Origin of the sequence: Massilia sp. DD77, assembly GCF_036961685.1 — a bacterium.
Taxonomy (GTDB): domain Bacteria; phylum Pseudomonadota; class Gammaproteobacteria; order Burkholderiales; family Burkholderiaceae_D; genus Telluria.
In genome coordinates this window covers 1-16811 of the sequence record NZ_JBAMDH010000061.1, presented here as the reverse complement: position 1 = coordinate 16811, position 16811 = coordinate 1, and the positions used below count along the sequence as shown (strand labels likewise).

At 66.9% G+C, this 16811-nt stretch carries 14 protein-coding genes; 10 read left to right on the top strand and 4 right to left on the bottom strand.

The window, feature by feature from the left end; translation table 11 throughout:
* The 4 genes from V7778_RS23940 to V7778_RS23925 form a co-directional block, all read left to right on the top strand.
* On the top strand, positions 1–866 hold an 866-nt coding region (locus tag V7778_RS23940), incomplete at its 5' end, for a sensor histidine kinase (RefSeq protein ID WP_335559951.1).
* 74 nt (positions 867–940) lie between these two features.
* The gene (locus V7778_RS23935; RefSeq protein ID WP_335559950.1) at positions 941–1702 is read left to right on the top strand and encodes a LytR/AlgR family response regulator transcription factor; all 762 of its coding nucleotides are present in this window, start codon (positions 941–943) and stop codon (positions 1700–1702) included.
* A 293-nt stretch (positions 1703–1995) separates the two neighbouring features.
* Positions 1996–3201 (top strand): PAS domain-containing sensor histidine kinase, encoded by a 1206-nt coding sequence (locus tag V7778_RS23930; protein ID WP_335559948.1) that lies wholly within the window; start codon positions 1996–1998, stop codon positions 3199–3201.
* Between the two features lie 139 nt (positions 3202–3340).
* A complete protein-coding gene (locus tag V7778_RS23925) occupies positions 3341–4354 on the top strand; it encodes a porin (protein WP_335559946.1) in 1014 nt (337 codons plus the stop codon).
* A 164-nt stretch (positions 4355–4518) separates the two neighbouring features.
* On the opposite strand, the gene V7778_RS23920 is transcribed toward V7778_RS23925, so the two are convergent.
* The 4 genes from V7778_RS23920 to V7778_RS23905 all read right to left on the bottom strand — a co-directional run bounded on the left by V7778_RS23920 (position 4519) and on the right by V7778_RS23905 (position 10651).
* On the bottom strand, positions 4519–5709 hold the full coding sequence (locus tag V7778_RS23920) for a GGDEF domain-containing protein (RefSeq protein ID WP_335559945.1): 1191 nt from the start codon (positions 5707–5709) through the stop codon (positions 4519–4521).
* Positions 5710–5826: 117 nt separating this feature from the next.
* Positions 5827–8829 (bottom strand): sensor histidine kinase, encoded by a 3003-nt coding sequence (locus tag V7778_RS23915; protein WP_335559943.1) that lies wholly within the window; start codon positions 8827–8829, stop codon positions 5827–5829.
* A gap of 144 nt (positions 8830–8973) precedes the next feature.
* Positions 8974–9651, bottom strand: coding sequence for a class I SAM-dependent methyltransferase (locus V7778_RS23910; protein WP_335559941.1), 678 nt, complete (start codon positions 9649–9651; stop codon positions 8974–8976).
* Positions 9652–9712: 61 nt separating this feature from the next.
* Entirely contained in the window at positions 9713–10651 is a 939-nt protein-coding gene (locus V7778_RS23905) for a CysB family HTH-type transcriptional regulator (RefSeq protein ID WP_335559940.1), read from the bottom strand.
* Between the two features lie 164 nt (positions 10652–10815).
* Here V7778_RS23905 and V7778_RS23900 point away from each other — a divergent pair, with 164 nt between their 5' ends.
* The 6 genes from V7778_RS23900 to cobA all read left to right on the top strand — a co-directional run.
* The gene (locus tag V7778_RS23900; RefSeq protein WP_335559938.1) at positions 10816–12504 is read left to right on the top strand and encodes a nitrite/sulfite reductase; all 1689 of its coding nucleotides are present in this window, start codon (positions 10816–10818) and stop codon (positions 12502–12504) included.
* Between the two features lie 13 nt (positions 12505–12517).
* On the top strand, positions 12518–13066 hold the full coding sequence (locus V7778_RS23895) for a DUF934 domain-containing protein (RefSeq protein ID WP_335559936.1): 549 nt from the start codon (positions 12518–12520) through the stop codon (positions 13064–13066).
* Positions 13067–13075: 9 nt separating this feature from the next.
* Positions 13076–13792, top strand: a complete 717-nt coding sequence (locus V7778_RS23890) for a phosphoadenylyl-sulfate reductase (RefSeq protein WP_335559935.1) — start codon at positions 13076–13078, stop codon at positions 13790–13792.
* A 40-nt stretch (positions 13793–13832) separates the two neighbouring features.
* A complete protein-coding gene (cysD, locus tag V7778_RS23885; RefSeq protein WP_335559933.1) occupies positions 13833–14771 on the top strand; it encodes a sulfate adenylyltransferase subunit CysD in 939 nt (312 codons plus the stop codon).
* Positions 14771–16102: a sulfate adenylyltransferase subunit 1 gene (locus tag V7778_RS23880; protein WP_335559931.1), complete on the top strand. Its 1332-nt coding sequence runs from the start codon at positions 14771–14773 to the stop codon at positions 16100–16102. The genes cysD and V7778_RS23880 overlap by 1 nt, the downstream gene beginning before the upstream one ends.
* 14 nt (positions 16103–16116) lie before the next feature.
* The coding region (gene cobA, locus V7778_RS23875) for a uroporphyrinogen-III C-methyltransferase (RefSeq protein WP_335559929.1) at positions 16117–16811 on the top strand (695 nt) is incomplete at its 3' end.

The following is a 16811-nucleotide window of genomic DNA, read 5'->3' as shown; positions in this document are numbered from 1 at the left end:
ATCCGAACGGCGACTCGGTCCACATCGAGCTGCCGCCCCAGATCGGCGAAGAACTCTCGAACGCCATCGAAGCCGCCGTCGAAGACGCCGCCGAGCAAAAGGTGTCGCGCTACCACAAGCAGGCCTCGACCTGGTTCATGAACTTCGTGCTGCTGCTGGTCCTGGCCCTGTTCGGCACCAAGGCCCTGGTGGGCGGCAAGAAGCGCGCCGACGCCGAGCTGCAGGTGGCGAACGCCGCGGCCGAGCGCGAAGCGATGCAGCGCCAGTTGTCGGAAACTAAGATGCAGATGATGCAGGCCCAGGTGGAGCCGCACTTCCTGTTCAATACCCTGGCCTCGGTCGAGCACCTGATCACGGTCGATCCGCCGCGCGCCTCGGCCATGCAGCGCAGCCTGATCCAGTACCTGCGCGCCGTGCTGCCGCAAATGCGCGACAACGCCGTGGTGACCGGACTGGGACGCGAAGTGGACATGGTCAAGGCCTACCTGAACCTGCTCAAGATGCGCATGGAAGAACGCCTCACGGTCGACCTCCAGATTCCCGAGAGCCTGCGCAGCGCCGCCTTCCCGCCGATGATGCTGCAGTCGATGGTGGAGAACGCGATCAAGCACGGCCTGGAATGCAAGCCCGAGGGCGGCACGCTCAAGATCGTGGCCGACGTGGTCGACACCAAGCTGCGCGTCACCGTCACCGACGACGGGGTCGGTTTCGGGGTGGTGCCGAGCGACGGCACCGGCCTGGGGCTGCAGACCATCCGCGAGCGCCTCAAGCTGCTGCACGGCGACGCCGCCAGCCTGCACATCGGCGCCAACAGCCCGAGCGGCGTGATCGCTACCATCACCGTGCCCTATCAGTTATCGAAATAAGGGCGGGAATGGCTACTTGCCTGCCGGCCCGTTTCGTTGAATAATTGTCACTCCTTTCCAGCGACGAGAAGACCATGCCTACTGCAATCATTGCCGATGACGAAAGACTGATGCGCGACCAGCTGCGCATGCGCCTGTCCGAGGCGTGGCCGGAACTGGAGATCCTGGGCGAGGCCAAGAATGGCGAGGAAGCGGTGGAGCTGGTCGACCAGCTCAATCCGGACCTGACCTTCCTGGACATCCGCATGCCGGGCAAGACCGGCATGGAAGCCGCGCGCGAGATCGGCGACCGCAGCCAGATCGTCTTCGTCACCGCCTACGACCAGTACGCGGTCGAAGCCTTCGAGCGCGGCGCGATCGACTACGTGCTCAAGCCCACCGAGCCGGAGCGCCTGAAGGTGACGGTCGACCGCCTGAAGCAGCGCCTGGAGCGCCCCGACGAAAGCGTGAACCAGAGCGTGACCGCGATGCTGTCGCAGCTGGCCGAGAAGATCGCCGCCCCCAAGCCCAAGCACCTGCAATGGATCCAGGCCAGCATCGGCCAGGACCTGCGCATGATCCCGGTCGAGGACATCCTGTTCTTCCGGTCGGACGAAAAATACACCTGCGTGCAGACCGCCGGCTTCGAAGCCCTGATCCGCAAGCCGGTGCGCGACCTGGCGGACGAACTCGATCCTTCGCTGTTCTGGCAGATCCACCGCGCGACCCTGGTGAACGTGAATGCGATCGAAGGCGTGACGCGCGATATCCGCGGGCGGCATCTGGTGCAGATCAAGGGACGGCCGGAGAAGCTGGAGGTGAGCCGGAGTTTCCTGCATTTGTTCAAGCAGATGTGATTCGACTGAGCTAACTCTGTTCGACCAAACTTGGGTCCCCGCCTTCGCGGGGATGACGTTCGAAGGCAGATGGCCAAATCCAGCCATATACCTGTGCCACTAGCAGTAAAACCGTCATTCCCGTCACTGGCGGCAATGACTCCCCGCGAAGGCGGAGACAATGCCACTGGCATTGTCCCGCCCAAGTTCGTCGCCTACCCTTAGCGCATCCTTGCCCCACCCCTTTAGCGCCCCTCAACACCCCTCCCCGAGCCCCGACGTAATCTGAAAGCCCACCCACGCCCGGGCTTCGAATGGCACGACCCCGCATCACCCCCATGCGCAGCTATCGCCACCGCGGCAAGCGCCCGTCGATGCTGATGGCAGGCTTCCTCGGCGGCTACTGTGCCGGCCACCTGGCCGCCGCGATGCGCCGCGCCCGCCTCAGTGGCCGTGAGCTGCGCAAGACCGTGCGCGACCTGGACGGCCGCCGCATCGTCCACAGCGCCAGCGACGCCATCCTCTCGATCGACCAGCAAAACCTGATCCTGATGGCCAACCCGGCCGCCGCCGCCATGTTCGCCACCAGCGTCGCCGCCATGCAGGGCGGCCCGCTGGCACGCTACATCCAGGCGCCCAACGCAGCCGCGCAATCGCCGCTCGACTACTTCCCGGCCGGCAGCGGCCGCGCCGGGCGGCGCGCCACCGACTACGCCGTCACCGGCATCCGCGCCAACGGCCACCTGTTCCCGATCGAAGGCTCGATCTCCAGCGTCCAGCACGACGGCCGCGAGATCTACACCGTGATCCTGCGCGACGTCTCCGAACGCCACCTGGTGCAGCAGACCCTGGCGCGCTCGCACGACCAGCTGCGCCAGCTCTCGTCGGCCCTGCAGACCATCCGCGAAGAAGAACGCACCCACATCGCGCGCGAACTGCACGACGACCTCGGCCAGCTGCTGGCCTCGCTGCGCATGGACCTGACCCTGCTCGGGCGCACCGCCCCCCTTCCCGGCGCCAGCGTGCGCCTGATCCAGGGCATGGAAACCAACCTGCTCACGGCCATCACCTCGCTGCGCCGCATCGCCACCAACCTGCGTCCACGCGCACTCGACGAGGGCGGCCTGTATTTCGCCCTGCAGGGCTTGCGCGACGACTTCATCGAACGCCACGGCATCGCCTGCACCCTGCTGGCCGACGAATCCGAATTGCGCCTCGGCGATGCCGCCAGCACCGCCATCTTCCGCATCGTGCAGGAAGCGCTGACCAACGTCGCCCGCCACGCCGGCGCCGGCAGCGTGCTGCTCAAGCTGTTCCGCACCAGGCACGCGCTGATGGTGAGCATCCGCGACGACGGCCGCGGCATCCGCGCCGAAGACATGGACAAGGCCCAGTCGCTCGGCCTGGTGGGCATGCGCGAGCGGGTCTGGAACATGGGCGGCGAGATTTCCATCAGCAGCGACGAGCCGCCGGGCACGCGCATCGACATCGTCCTCCCTGTCGCCAAGCACCTCGTCTGAAGGGGGGCCGCATGCAGCTTGATGCGGCTGCAACATGGCTTGAATGTCATCAAGCAGACATATTGCCTCGCTAAGATCCCGGTCGATCTGAGTGACATCGCTCACTCAACATCTTGTCGAAACCACACTGGAGATCTTCATGAAGTATCAATGCCTCGCCGCCGCACTGCTGTCCTCCCTGCCGCTGTTCGCCCAAGCCCAGACCAATGTACAAGTCTACGGCGTGATGGACGCTGCCATCGCCATCGAGGACACCGATGCACCGGGCGAAGACCGCCGCACCGTAATCAACTCGGGCAACCAGTCGAGCAGCCGTCTCGGCTTCCGCGGCACTGAAGATCTGGGTAACGGTCTGAAGGCAATGTTCAACATCGAGGCGGGCGTGGCCCTGGACACCGGCGCCGCCGATTCCTCGCTGTTCGGCCGCCGCGCCGTGGTCGGCCTGCAGGGCGACTTCGGCACCCTGACCGTGGGCCGCGAGTACAGCCCGATCGCCGCCGTCGCCGCCGCCTCCGACATCCTGGGCCAGGGCATGTTCGGCAGCAACCTGTCGGCCTTCGGCACCAACCGCCTGACCCGCCGCCTGGCGAACTCGGTCAACTACAAGAGCAATGCCCTGTCGGGCTTCGTCGTGAACGCCGCCTACTCGGCCGGCGAAAAGAGCGTCGATCCCTCGGGCGACCTGATGGGCGTGTCGCTGGAATACAAGAACGGCGGCCTGTACCTGGGCGGCGGCTACCATGTGTTCGAGCGCCTGGCGACCGGCGACGACAAGGAATGGGCGTTCGGCGCGGGCTACAGCTTCGGCGCCTTCGAGATCAAGGGTAACTACATGGTCGCCGACCTGACCGGCGCGAACAACGAATACAAGAACGCCAACCTGGGCGCCGCCTACACCGCCGGTTCGAACAAGTTCTTCCTGAACTTCCAGCAGCAGAAACTGGAGTCCGGCGCCAAGGGCAACACCGTGTCGCTGGCCTACACCTACGCGCTGTCGAAGCGCACCAACATCTACACGACCTACGCCCAGCTGCGCAACAACGGCCGCGGCAACTTCGGCATCAACTCCTCGTCGACCAGCGTGACCCCGCCGGCCACTGCCCTCGGCGCCGATCCGTCGGTGCTGAGCCTGGGCCTGCGTCACTCGTTCTAAGAACGGTGGGCCGGGCGCGCGGCATCCCGCCGCGTGTCACGCACACCGCAAGCTCGCCGCATCCGCGGCGGGCGCCTCAAGCCGGCTGCGCCGGCTTTTTTCATGCCCGGCAGGGTTGGCGGCTACGCCGCCAACCCGACGATGCGGATGCCGCGCGCTGTCCTTCAGCCTGCGCGCCGCACCAGCGCCAGGTAGGGTTCCGGCGCACTCGCCGCGACGCGGTTGCGCCCCGCCGCCTTGGCCTCGTACATGGTCTCGTCGGCGCGCGCCAGCGCCTGCTCGAGCTGCTCGCCGCGCGCGATCACGGTGACGCCGATGCTCAGGGTGAGCAGGGCCATGCCTTTGCGCTCCGGCCGCCCGACGGCGGCCTGCACCGCCTTGCGCAGCTTTTCGCCGACGGCGCACGCCGCCTCCAGGTCGGTATCCGGCAGCAGCAGCACGAACTCGTCGCCGCCCATGCGCGCCAGCACGTCGCCGCCGCGCAGCACCTTGCGCACGCTATCGGCCACCAGGCGCAAGGCCGCGTCGCCGGCGGCGTGGCCGCTGGCGTCGTTGATCGCCTTGAAGTTGTCCAGGTCGACCAGCATCAGGCCCAGCGGCTTGCCGCTGCGGACGGCGCGCGAGCGTTCGCGCGCGGCCACTTCGTGGAATGCCTTGCGCGACCAGGCGCCGGTCAGGTCGTCGTGGCGGGCCGCGTACTCGGCGAGCGAAACGATCTGGCGGTGCGCGACCAGCAGGCCGCCCAGGGCCAGCGCAGGCAGGGCCAGCGAGGCCGCGACCAGGAACAGCGTGCCGACGGCGCTCGGCTGCAGCAGCGAACCCGGGGGCTGCTGGGCCAGCGCGAGCCAGGCCACGCGCCCCGCGTGCCCGAGCGCCACCAGCGCGCACATCGCCAGCACGAAGCGCTGGGGATAGAACGGCCCCTGCCAGGACGCGCGCGCCGCCAGCACGGTGCGGGCGATCGCCACGCACACGCCCGCCTGGAACAGCGAGACCAGGACGCTGCGCGCGGCGAAGGAGTCGATGTGATAATGGAAGAATGCCACCAGCACGCCGAAGGCGGCGACCAGGGCGGCCAGCAGCGGCTTGCCGGCCTCGTGCCCGGTCAACTGGCGGTAGCCCGCCACCAGGGCGGCGCCGGCGGCGGCGTAGGCGAGGTTCGCGCCCTCGTAGGCCAGTACGGGCGGAAGTTCGCGGCCGAAGGCGTACAGCACGTTGCCGGCCATGCCCAGCACCGACGCCAGCAGCATGGCGCGCATGCCGCGCACGCCGTCCGCATTCACGGACAGCAGCGCGAGGAAGGTCAGGAAGCAAAGCAGCGAGGCGATGAGGAAGATCTGCTGGGTGGCGAGCATCGTGAAGCGAAAGGAAGCGGCAGGCGAACGCCCGCGTGCCGCTATTATGGGCGCGCACGCTTCCTTGCGCTGAAGATTCGCTCCAACAGTGGCCAATCGGCCACAGGGAATTGTCGATCAGGCCACGCCGGCCGTCTCGCGCGCGGCCGCGCGCTGGCTGCCGGCCGCATCGGCTTGCAAAGTAAGCACGACTTCGGCGCCGCGCGCGGGGCGGTTGCGGATCACGAGCCGGCCGCCGATCCTGGCCGCGCGCTCGCGCATGCCGGTCAGGCCCCAGTGGCCGGGGCGGCCATGCATCTGGACCAGGGGATCGAGCCCGATGCCGTCGTCGCGCACGGCCAGCACCATCTGGCCGCCGTGGCAGGCCAGGTCGATCTCGATCAGCTCCGCGCGCGCGTGGCGCACGGCGTTGGCGATCGCCTCGCGCGCGATGTGGTAGACCTCGTCATGCAGCGCGCAGGGCAGCTGCACGCAGTTCCCCTCGGTGCGCAGCGCCACCCGCACCGTGCTCCCCTCCTTCAGCAGGGCGGCGGCATCGGCCAGGGCCTGGGCCAGGGTCGGGGCATCGGCGGCGACGCGCAGGTCCATCACCTGGTCGCGGCCCTCCAGCACCACCTTGTCGGCCAGGTCGAGCGCGCTGTCCAGCTGCTTGCGCGCCTCGCTGCCGGGCTCCAGGCGCAGCGCCAGCGCCTGCAGGCGCAGGATCAGGCCCTGCAGGCTTTGCAGGAAAGTGTCGTGCAGGGTGCGGGCGATGCGCTCGCGTTCGTTGAAGCGCTCTTCCAGGCGCGCCTGCAACTGGCGCCGGACCTGCGCCAGCCGCAGGCGCACCAGCAGGAAGACGGCCAGCGCCGCCAGCGCCACGCACAGGGCGGCGAAGGCGCGCGTCTGCACGAAGCGCGGGCGGATCTCGAAAGGCGCCGTGGCCGCCACGCCACTCGCCACGCCGTCCTCGTTCATGGCTTCGACCTCGAAACGGTAGCTGCCCGGTCCCAGGTTGGTGTAATAGGCAACCCGGCGCGCGCCGACCTCCTGCCAGCCCTGGTCCAGCCCCACCAGCCGGTAGCGGAAGGACACACGCTCGGGCATGGTGTAGCTCAGGGCCGTGTAGTCGATCTGCAGCCGCTCGGTGCCGGGCGCGAAGGCGGCGATCCCGCCTGGCAGGTGGCGCCGGCCGCCGGCATGGATGGCCTGGATCTCCACCAGCGGAGCAAGCGCGTTCGCGCGCAGGCGCGCCGGGTCGAACCAGGCGGCGCCATCGGTACCGGCGAGCCAGACCTTGCCGTCGGGCGCGGTGAAGGCGGACGGCATGCGCACCACGGTTTCCGCACTGCCCGGATAGCCCTCGACCTCGTTCCACAAGCTCGCGCGCAGCGGCACGGCGGCGTCCCGCATGGAGGCGCTCCAGTCCGCGGCGCGCACCCGCAGCAGGCCGCGGCTGGTGTTGAGCCAGCGGTCGCCATCGGCCGTCAGCGCGATGCCGGAGACGTTCGACAGCGTGTCGGCCTGTTCCGGGACGATAGGCCGGAAACGCCCATCCCGCAGGACCGCCATGCCGTTGTCGCCGCTGAGCAGTACCTCGCCGCGCGCATCGATGAAGCGCACGCCGCCCAGGGCGATGCCGTCGCGCTCCCCATATTCGCGCCAGTCTTCGCCGTCGCGCAGCACGACGCGGTTGTTGCGCAGGCCAAACCAGGTCCGCCCGCGGGCGTCCGCGGTCGCGAACAGCAGGCCTTTCAGCTGCGGGTGGGCCTCCGGCGGCAGCCACTTGCCCCCGTGCCAGCGGTACAGGCCGCGCCCGCCGATGCCGACCCATAGGCTGTCATGGTCCTGCACGACCAGGATGACGTAGTTGCGCTTGTTCTGGCCCGGCAGGACGGGGGGCAGCGGAATGCTCTCCAGTAGCTGGTCGCCGCGCCGGCGCTCGATCCGGCGGTTGCCGCCGACAAGCACGGTACCGTCCCCGGCCGCGGTCACCACATAGGCGTTCTGGTCGGTCGGCACCAGGCGCATGGCGCCGTCATCCACGCGCCAGAGCCGGGCAATGTCGCCGGGCGACTGGGTGGCGGCCCAGATCGTGCCGCCGCCGTCGTGCGCCAGGCCGAGTCGTTCGGCATCGGAAGGAAAGGGCAAGCGGATCAGTTTGTTGTGCCGGAAGCGCTCGAGCCCGGCGACCGTACCGACCCAGATGTTGCCCTCCCGATCTTCCATCATCGAATGCACGTTCAGGCTGCTCATCTGCCACGACTGGTCCAGGCGTTCATCGCCGACGCGGTCCGGAAACTGCTTTTCGTTGGCCTGCCAGCTCGCGGGAAAAGCACGGCACAAGCCCACTGGGCAATTGCCCTTCCAAAAATTCCCATCGCGGTCGAACAGGGTCTGGAAGCTGCTGCCGGCCAGCGCCCTGGCGGGCGCCGGACGCCAGCCGCCCGCCGGCTCGGGCAGGAGCCGTACCCGGCCATCGTCGAGGATCCAGACCCGCCCGTCCGGCGAGCCCAGGATCAAGGGATTGTGCCGCACCGGAAACAAGGGCGCGAAACGCCCGCTGGCGCGGTCCAGCAGGTACAGGGCCACGCCGTCGGAAGCCCACAGGCGGTCGTAATGGTCGCGGTAGACATATTCGGCGCGCGCCATGGGATAGTTCTGCGCCGCGCCCATGCGGGTCAGGACACCGTCGCGGACGTGGAACAGGCCGGTGGTCGCGGCGACCCAGGCGCTGCCGTCGCGCTCGAACGCGATACTGTAGGTGGCGCCGACCGGATTGCCCGCGACGGGCGACAGATGGTGCAGTCGCCCCTCGCGCAGTACGCTCAATCCGCCGAAGGTGTAGCCGATCCACAGGTCGCCGTTCGGATGGGGCGCCAGCGCGGTGATTCCCTTCCCCAGCAGGCTGTGGCCGTCCGCCGGCTGGAAGGCCTCGAAGCGCACGCCGTCGAAGCGGACCAGGCCGGAGGTCGTGCCGAGCCAGATCCAGCCATCCAGGGTCTGGGCCATGGCGTCGATCTCGCGCGGGGCGCCCTGCTCGCCGGTCCAGATGTCGTGGTGGTAGGCGCCCAGGCGGACGGCGGGGTCGAGCGCGCGCACCGGCGCTGCCCAGCCCAGCCACAGAGTGAGCGCTACCAAGATGACGCGGAGACAGATTGGGGAATGCACGGAATAGCGAGGTTCAGGTGTATCGATCAGCAATAGTGCCCTGTATTGACGGCCGGCCGCAATGCCGGCGGCCTCTGCCATTTTCCAGAGCCTGGGCGCGGCGGCCTGTCAAGCTCACTTGAGCCTGCAGGTCAGCACCCAGTAGAACTCCCAGCGCGCGATCTTGATCTCCTTGCCGGCATTGCCAAGGCGCTTGCGCAGCGCGCTGTCGGTCGGGTAGCTCTTGGGCAGCTCGTGGCGGCTGCCGTCCTCGTCCTCGACGATCTGCCAGGTCGTGCCCTGGGCATCGGTACGCGCGATGGTGGCGCTTTCGCCTTCGATGTATTCGTCGTCGACCAGCACCAGCAGCACGTCCTTGCCGAGGCGCTTCTTGAGCTGGGCCAGGAAGAGGTCTTGCTGGTCGCGTGTGAAGTGCGCCCACAGGCCGGCCATGAAGACCGCGGTGAACTTGTTCGTTTCATTGCCCAGGTCGGCCGGGAGGTCGAACACGTCGGCCTGGCGCCACTGCACATTGTCCAGGCCCTCGCCCAGTTCGCGTGCGACTTCCAGCATTTCCTCGTTGATATCGGTGGCGACGACCGATTCCGCGCTTTGCGCGATCATTTCGGTCCAGACGCCCGTGCCGCAGGCCAGTTCCAGCACCCGGTGGCCCGACAGCAGGATGGCGAGCTGCTCGCCCGCCTCCATCAGGTCTTCCGAGCGCTCTTCCGATTGCTCGACCAGGGTATGGTAGCGCTCGGCATTGCGGGCGTAGTAGCTTGCGACGTCGGCAGCGACCGCATCCTTGTTCATGGTATTTCCTTTTTTATTACAGTTCGTCGTTTTACAGTTCGTCGTTTTACAGTTCGTCGTTTTACAGTTCGTAATTCTCGCCGCCGCGCATCGCCGACTCGACCATCTTGCGGTTGAGCGTGGGCGCCAGCAGTTCGATGAACGTATAGATATAGCTGCGCAGGTAGGCGCCCTGCTTGACCGCCACGCGCGAGGTGTTCATGCCGAACAGGTGCCCCACCGGCAGCGCGCGCAGGTTGCGGTCGCGCTCGGGGTCGAAGGCGATGCTGGCGATGATGCCGATGCCCATGCCCAGCTCCACATAGGTCTTGATGACGTCCGCGTCGATCGCTTCCAGCAGCACGTCCGGCTTGAGGTTGCGCAAGGCGAAGGCGTGGTCGATCTTGCTGCGTCCGGCAAAGGCGGCGTCGTAGGTGATCACCGGATAACTGGCGATTTCCTCCAGCGACACCGCGCGCGACTTGAACAGCGGGTGCTCGGGCGGCGCCACCACCACGTGCTCCCATTGATAGGCCGGCAGGGTGATCAGGCCGTCCACCGCCGTGATCGACTCGGTGGCGATGGCCAGGTCGGCCTGGTCGTTCTTGATCATGTCGGCGATCTGGCGCGGATTGCCCTGCAGCAGGGACAGGCGCACCTTCGGGTATTTCTGCATGAAGGCCTGCACCACCTTGGGCAGCACGTAGCGCGCCTGGGTGTGGGTGGTGGCGATGGTGAAGCTGCCGCTGTCGTGGGCGGCGTATTCCTTGCCGATGCGCTTGAGGCTGTCGATCTCCTGCATGATCAGCTCGACCGACTGCAGCACCAGCCGGCCCGGCTCGGTCAGGCCGCGGATGCGCTTGCCGTGGCGGGTGAAAATGTCGACTCCCAGCTCTTCCTCCAGCTCGATGATCGCCTTGGACACCCCCGGCTGGGAGGTAAACAAGGCCTTGGCCGCGTCGGTCAGGTTGTAGTTCTGGCGTACGGCCTCGCGGACGAAGCGCAATTGATGAAGATTCATTCAGGGCGGGTTGTTGGTTTGGCAGTAGACGACATTTTAAGATGCTTATTCAAGTTACGCATATAAGCAAATAAATTCTCCGTAGTTTGGAATATAGGCGCGGGTCCTTATTATTGGAAATACTTTAACGGGTGGGCAGTCCAGCCCCCCTCTTGGACGAGACCATGTACCGCTACGACCACTACGACCACCTCATCGTGCGCGAACGGATTGCGCAATACCGCGACCAGGTTGCGCGCCGCCTGAACAATGAGCTGACGGAAGAAGAATTCCTGCCGCTGCGCCTGCAGAACGGCCTGTACATGCAGCGCCACGCCTACATGCTGCGTATCGCCGTGCCCTACGGCCTGCTGTCGTCCAGGCAGGTGCGCATGTTCGCCCACATCGCGCGCAAGTACGACCGCGGCTACGGCCACTTCACCACCCGCCAGAACATCCAGTTCAACTGGATCGAGCTGGAACACACCCCGGACATCCTGACCGACCTGGCTTCGGTGGAAATGCACGCCATCCAGACCTCGGGCAACTGCATCCGCAACATCACGACCGACGAATTCGCCGGCGTGGCGGCGGATGAACTCATCGATCCGCGCCCCTTCGCCGAGATCCTGCGCCAGTGGAGCACCTTCCACCCCGAATTCCTGGCCCTGCCGCGCAAGTTCAAGATCGCCATCAACGGCGCCGTCGAGGACCGCGCCGCGATCGCCGTGCACGACATCGGCCTGACCATGGTGCGCAACGAGGCCGGCGAAGTGGGCTTCAAGTACATGGCGGGCGGCGGCCTGGGCCGCACCCCCATCCTGGGCAGCGTGATCCGCGACTTCCTGCCGTGGCAGCACATCCTGACCTATACCGAAGCCGTAATGCGCGTGTATAACCAGTTCGGCCGCCGCGACAACAAGTACAAGGCCCGCATCAAGATCCTGCTCAAGGCCCTGGGCGTCGAGGAATTCACCCGCCTGGTCGAAGCCGAGTGGGCGGATTTGAAGGACGGCCCTGAAACCCTGACCCAGGAAGAATTCGACCGCGTCGCCAAGTGGTTCCAGCCGCAGGCCTATGCGCAGCTGGAAGACGGCGACGTGCTGGCGCTTCACTCCGACAACCGCGCCTTCGCCAACTGGGTCAACCGCAACGTCAAGCCGCACAAGGTGCCGGGCTATGCCAGCGTGCTGCTGTCGCTCAAGAAGACCGGCGTGCCGCCGGGCGACGCGACCGCCGAGCAGATGGACTTCGTGGCCGACCTGGCCGACCGCTACAGCTTCGGCCAGGTGCGCGTAACCCACGAGCAGAACCTGGTGCTGGCCGACGTCGAGCAAAGCAAGCTGTTCGAACTGTGGCAGCAGGTCAAGGCCAAGGGCCTGGCAACGCCGAACATCGGCCTGCTGACCGACATCATCGCCTGCCCGGGCGGCGACTACTGCTCGCTGGCCAACGCCAAGTCGATCCCGATCGCCGCCGCCATCGCGGAGCGCTTCGACAACCTCGACTTCCAGCACGACATCGGCGACATCGAACTGAACATCTCGGGCTGCATCAACGCCTGCGGCCACCACCACGTCGGCAACATCGGCGTGCTGGGCGTCGACAAGGACGGCAGCGAGTGGTACCAGGTGTCGATCGGCGGCGCCCAGGGCAACGAGTCCTCGATCGGCAAGATCATCGGCCCGTCGTTCACGGCCACCCAGATGCCGGAAGTGGTGGGCCGCCTGCTCGAAGTCTATGTGCGCGACCGCATCGAAGGCGAGCGCTTCATCGACACCGTGAACCGCATCGGCGTGGCGCCGTTCAAGGAATATGTGTACGCAAGCCCCATCAAGGGCGGTCAACTGGTTGGGGAAGACGAATATGCTTGACGCTCAGCTTCAAATGCATCCACAGATCATCAAGGGCCGTGAAGTCGTCGCCGACGACTGGGGCGTGCTGCGCCTCGACGAGAACCAGACCGCCGAAACGGTCGACGTCCCGGCCGGCAAGGTCATCGTCCCGCTCGCCGTCTGGCAGGCCCAGCGCAACGTGCTGAGCGATCGCCGGGACCTCGGCGTCTGGTTCGCCCCGGACCAGCTGGCCGCCGAGATCGAGGACGACCTGCACCGCTTCAAGGTGGTCGCGGTCGACTTCCCGAAATTCAGCGACGGCCGCGGCTACTCGATCGCCTACAACCTGCGCAAGCGCCTCGGCTACACGGGCGAGCTGCGCGCCATCGGCGACGTGCTGCGCGACCAGCTGTTCCAGATGTACCGCTGCGGCTTCGACGCCTATGCGACCCGCCAGGACCGCAACATCCATGATGCGCTCAAGGGCCTGTCGGTGTTCTCGGAAACCTACCAGGCATCGGTCGACCAGCCGGTCCCGCTGTTCCGCCGCGCCGAGCGCGGCGCCCAGCCGGAACACAGCGACCTCGGCGCCGGCATCTAGGAGCCTTCCATGAGCGACCTGCATCATCGCGTGGCGGAAACCCGCGCGATCCTGGAACGTATCGCGCGCGATTTCTCGCCCGCCGTGTTCGCCTCCAGCCTTGCGGCCGAGGACATGGTCCTCACCGACCTGATCCTGAAAGCGAAGCTGCCGATCGGGATCTTCTCGCTCGAGACCGGCCGCCTGCACGCGGAAACCCTGGCGATGGTGGACGCGGTGCGCGACACCTACGGCTACGAGATTGCCCTGTTCCGCCCGCAACCGCAGGCGGTCGAGGCCTACGTAGCGCAGAACGGCCTGAACGCCTTCTACGACAGCGTCGAGCTGCGCAAGGAGTGCTGCAAGGTGCGCAAGGTCGAGCCGCTCGGCCGCGCCCTGTCCGGCAAGCAGGCCTGGATCACCGGCCAGCGCCGCGCCCAGTCCAGCACCCGCGCGGAGCTGGCGGTGCAGGAAGACGATGCCGCGCACGGCATGCAGAAGTTCAATCCGCTGGCCGACTGGTCGGAGGAAGACGTCTGGGAATACCTCCGCGCCAACAAGGTGCCTTACAACGCGCTGCACGACCGCGGCTACCCGTCGATCGGCTGCGAGCCTTGCACCCGCGCGGTCCAGCCGGGCGAGGACGTGCGCGCCGGCCGCTGGTGGTGGGAAAACCCCGAATCGAAGGAATGCGGCCTGCACGTGGTCGACGGCAAACTCATTCGCATCAAATCCGTGGCCGCGTAAAGCACATCCGGCCCCAACGACAAGAACAGGCACAGTAGATATGACCACCGTGATTGAACAACCCGCCCTGCTGAGCGACGTCAACGCCCGCCACCTGGACGCCCTCGAATCGGAAGCGATCCACATCCTGCGCGAAGTGGCCGCCGAATGCAGCAACCCCGCCCTGCTCTTCTCGGGCGGCAAGGACTCGGTGGTGCTGCTGCGCCTGGCCGAGAAGGCATTCCGCCCCGGCAAATTCCCCTTCCCGCTGGTGCACATCGACACCGGCCACAACTTCGACGAAGTGATCGCCTTCCGCGACGCGCGCGTCGCCGAGCTGGGCGAGCGCCTGATCGTCGGTTCGGTCGAGGATTCGATCAAGCGCGGTACCGTGCGCCTGCGTAACCCGGCCACCGACTCACGCAATGCGGCCCAGGCCGTGACCCTGCTCGAGACCATTTCCGAGCACGGCTTCGACGCCTGCATCGGCGGCGCCCGCCGCGACGAGGAAAAGGCGCGCGCCAAGGAACGCATCTTCTCCTTCCGCGACGAATTCGGCCAGTGGGATCCGAAGGCCCAGCGTCCGGAACTCTGGGACCTCTACAACACCCGCGTGCACCCGGGCGAGAACATGCGCGTGTTCCCGATCTCGAACTGGACCGAGCTGGACGTGTGGCAGTACATCGCCCGCGAACAGCTGGCCTTGCCGCCGATCTATTTTGCTCACGAGCGTGAAGTCATCCCGCGCAACGGCCTGCTGGTGCCGCTCACCCCGCTGACCCCGGCGCGCGATGGCGAGACGGTCGAGACCCGCACCGTGCGCTTCCGTACCGTGGGCGACATCTCCTGCACCTGCCCGGTGGCCTCGCATGCCGACACGGTGGACGCGATCATCGCCGAAACCGCCGTCACCGAAGTGACCGAGCGCGGCGCGACCCGCATGGACGACCAGACTTCCGAAGCCTCGATGGAAAAACGCAAGAAAGCAGGTTATTTCTGATGAACGCCCGAATTGACAACTTCGCTGACAACCTGAACCAGCGCGGCTTGCTCCGCTTTATCACCGCCGGCTCCGTCGACGACGGCAAGAGCACCCTGATCGGCCGTCTGCTGTTCGACAGCAAGGGCATCTTCGCCGACCAGCTGGCCGCCGTCTCGCGCGCCAAGCACAAGCGCACCGTGGGCGACACCATCGACCTGTCGCTGCTGACCGACGGCCTGGAAGCCGAGCGCGAACAAGGCATCACCATCGACGTGGCCTACCGCTACTTCGCTACCCCGAAGCGCAAGTTCATCATCGCCGACACCCCGGGCCACGAGCAGTACACCCGCAACATGGTGACCGGCGCCTCGACCGCCGACGCGGTCATCATCCTGGTGGACGTGTCGAAGGTAAAGCTGGGTGACGACGGCAGCGTCGAGCTGCTGACCCAGACCAAGCGCCATTCGACCATCGCCAAGCTGCTGCAGATCGAGCACGTGATCGTGGCCGTCAACAAGATGGACCTGGTGAACTACGACCGCAGCGTCTACGACCGCATCGTGGCCGCCTACGGCGAGTTCGCCCAGTCGCTGGGCCTGAAAGACGTGACCGCGATCCCGCTGTCGGCCCTGGCGGGCGACAACGTGGTCGACAGTTCCGACAAGATGCCCTGGTACGAAGGCCCGACCCTGATCGAGCTGCTGGAATCGCTCTCGGTCTACGACGAATCGCATGCCGCTCCCTTCCGCTTCCCGGTGCAGCTGGTGGCGCGCCACAACGGCCACGAAGCGAACGACTTCCGCGGCTACATGGGCCGCATCGAGTCGGGCAAGGTCTCGGTGGGCGACAAACTGGTGGTGCAGCCCTCGGGCCACGCCGCCACGGTCAAGGACATCGTCACCTTCGACGGTTCGCTGCAGTCGGCGGAGGCCGGGCAGTCGATCACCCTGGTGCTGAACGAATACGTGGACGTGTCGCGCGGCGACGTGCTGTCCAACGCCGAGGCGCCGGCCACCCTGCTCAAGCAGGTGGTGGCGGACGTGTGCTGGATGTCCGACGAACCGCTGGATCTGCGCCGCAAGTACTGGCTCAAGCACGGCACACGCCAGACCGCGGCCAAGGTGACCGGCGTCGACAGCATCCTGGACGTCAACACCCAGCAGCGTCATGCACAGTCCAACGCGGCTGAGGGCCTGAAGCTGAACGACATCGCACGCATCAAGCTGACCGTGCAGCAGCCGCTGGCGGCCGACGCCTACGACGACATCCGCGCGACCGGCGCCTTCATCCTGATCGATGAAGTCACCCACCAGACCGTCGCAGCGGGTATGATCCGCCTGGATCAATAAGCGAAAGGGCATGCATGGGGGCGCTGGGCAAAGTCTATCTGGTGGGCGCGGGGCCTGGCGCGGCTGACCTGATCACCGTGCGCGGCGCGCGCCTGCTGGGTCAGGCCGACGTGGTCCTGTACGACGCCCTCGTGACGCCCGAGATGCTGGAACTGTGCGCCCGCGCCGAGAAGATCTCGGTCGGCAAGCGTTCCGGCCAGCGCTCCACCGCCCAGGCGCTGATCAACCAGCAGCTGGTGGAGTGTGCAAGGAAGTATTCCCTGGTGGTGCGCCTGAAAGGCGGCGACCCCATGCTGTTCGGACGTGCCGACGAGGAGTTGCGCGCGCTGGAAGCGGAAGGCATCGCCGTCGAGGTGGTCCCCGGCATCACCACCGCCGTCGCCGCGGCGGCCGCCACCCGCCAGCCGCTGACCAAGCGCGGCGTCGCGCGCAGCGTGGCCTTCTTCACCTCTTCCACCGCACCCGACCAGCCTGACCATCCCGCTTTACCCGAGACCGACACCCTGGTCCAGTACATGGGCGGCCGCGAAGCCGCGGCGACGGCCGAGCGCCTGCTGGCCGAAGGCCGGCGTCCGAGCCTGCCGGTGGTGGTGGTGGAAAACTGCAGCCGCAGCGACGAGCGCATCCTGCGCCTGACCCTGAACGACCTGGCGCGCGGACTGGAGCCCGGACACGGTCCGGTGCTGGTGATGATGGGTGAAGCCCTGGC

What these genes read in the sequence shown, in the direction of transcription:
- V7778_RS23910 (WP_335559941.1), bottom strand. Translation starts at nt 9,651, where the DNA reads ATGAACAAGGATGCGGTCGCTGCCGACGTCGCAAGCTACTACGCCCGC.
- V7778_RS23935 (WP_335559950.1), top strand. Translation starts at nt 941, where the DNA reads ATGCCTACTGCAATCATTGCCGATGACGAAAGACTGATGCGCGACCAG.
- V7778_RS23930 (WP_335559948.1), top strand. Translation starts at nt 1,996, where the DNA reads ATGGCACGACCCCGCATCACCCCCATGCGCAGCTATCGCCACCGCGGC.
- V7778_RS23895 (WP_335559936.1), top strand. Translation starts at nt 12,518, where the DNA reads ATGCATCCACAGATCATCAAGGGCCGTGAAGTCGTCGCCGACGACTGG.
- cysD (WP_335559933.1), top strand. Translation starts at nt 13,833, where the DNA reads ATGACCACCGTGATTGAACAACCCGCCCTGCTGAGCGACGTCAACGCC.
- V7778_RS23905 (WP_335559940.1), bottom strand. Translation starts at nt 10,651, where the DNA reads ATGAATCTTCATCAATTGCGCTTCGTCCGCGAGGCCGTACGCCAGAAC.
- V7778_RS23880 (WP_335559931.1), top strand. Translation starts at nt 14,771, where the DNA reads ATGAACGCCCGAATTGACAACTTCGCTGACAACCTGAACCAGCGCGGC.
- V7778_RS23920 (WP_335559945.1), bottom strand. Translation starts at nt 5,709, where the DNA reads ATGCTCGCCACCCAGCAGATCTTCCTCATCGCCTCGCTGCTTTGCTTC.
- V7778_RS23900 (WP_335559938.1), top strand. Translation starts at nt 10,816, where the DNA reads ATGTACCGCTACGACCACTACGACCACCTCATCGTGCGCGAACGGATT.
- V7778_RS23890 (WP_335559935.1), top strand. Translation starts at nt 13,076, where the DNA reads ATGAGCGACCTGCATCATCGCGTGGCGGAAACCCGCGCGATCCTGGAA.
- V7778_RS23925 (WP_335559946.1), top strand. Translation starts at nt 3,341, where the DNA reads ATGAAGTATCAATGCCTCGCCGCCGCACTGCTGTCCTCCCTGCCGCTG.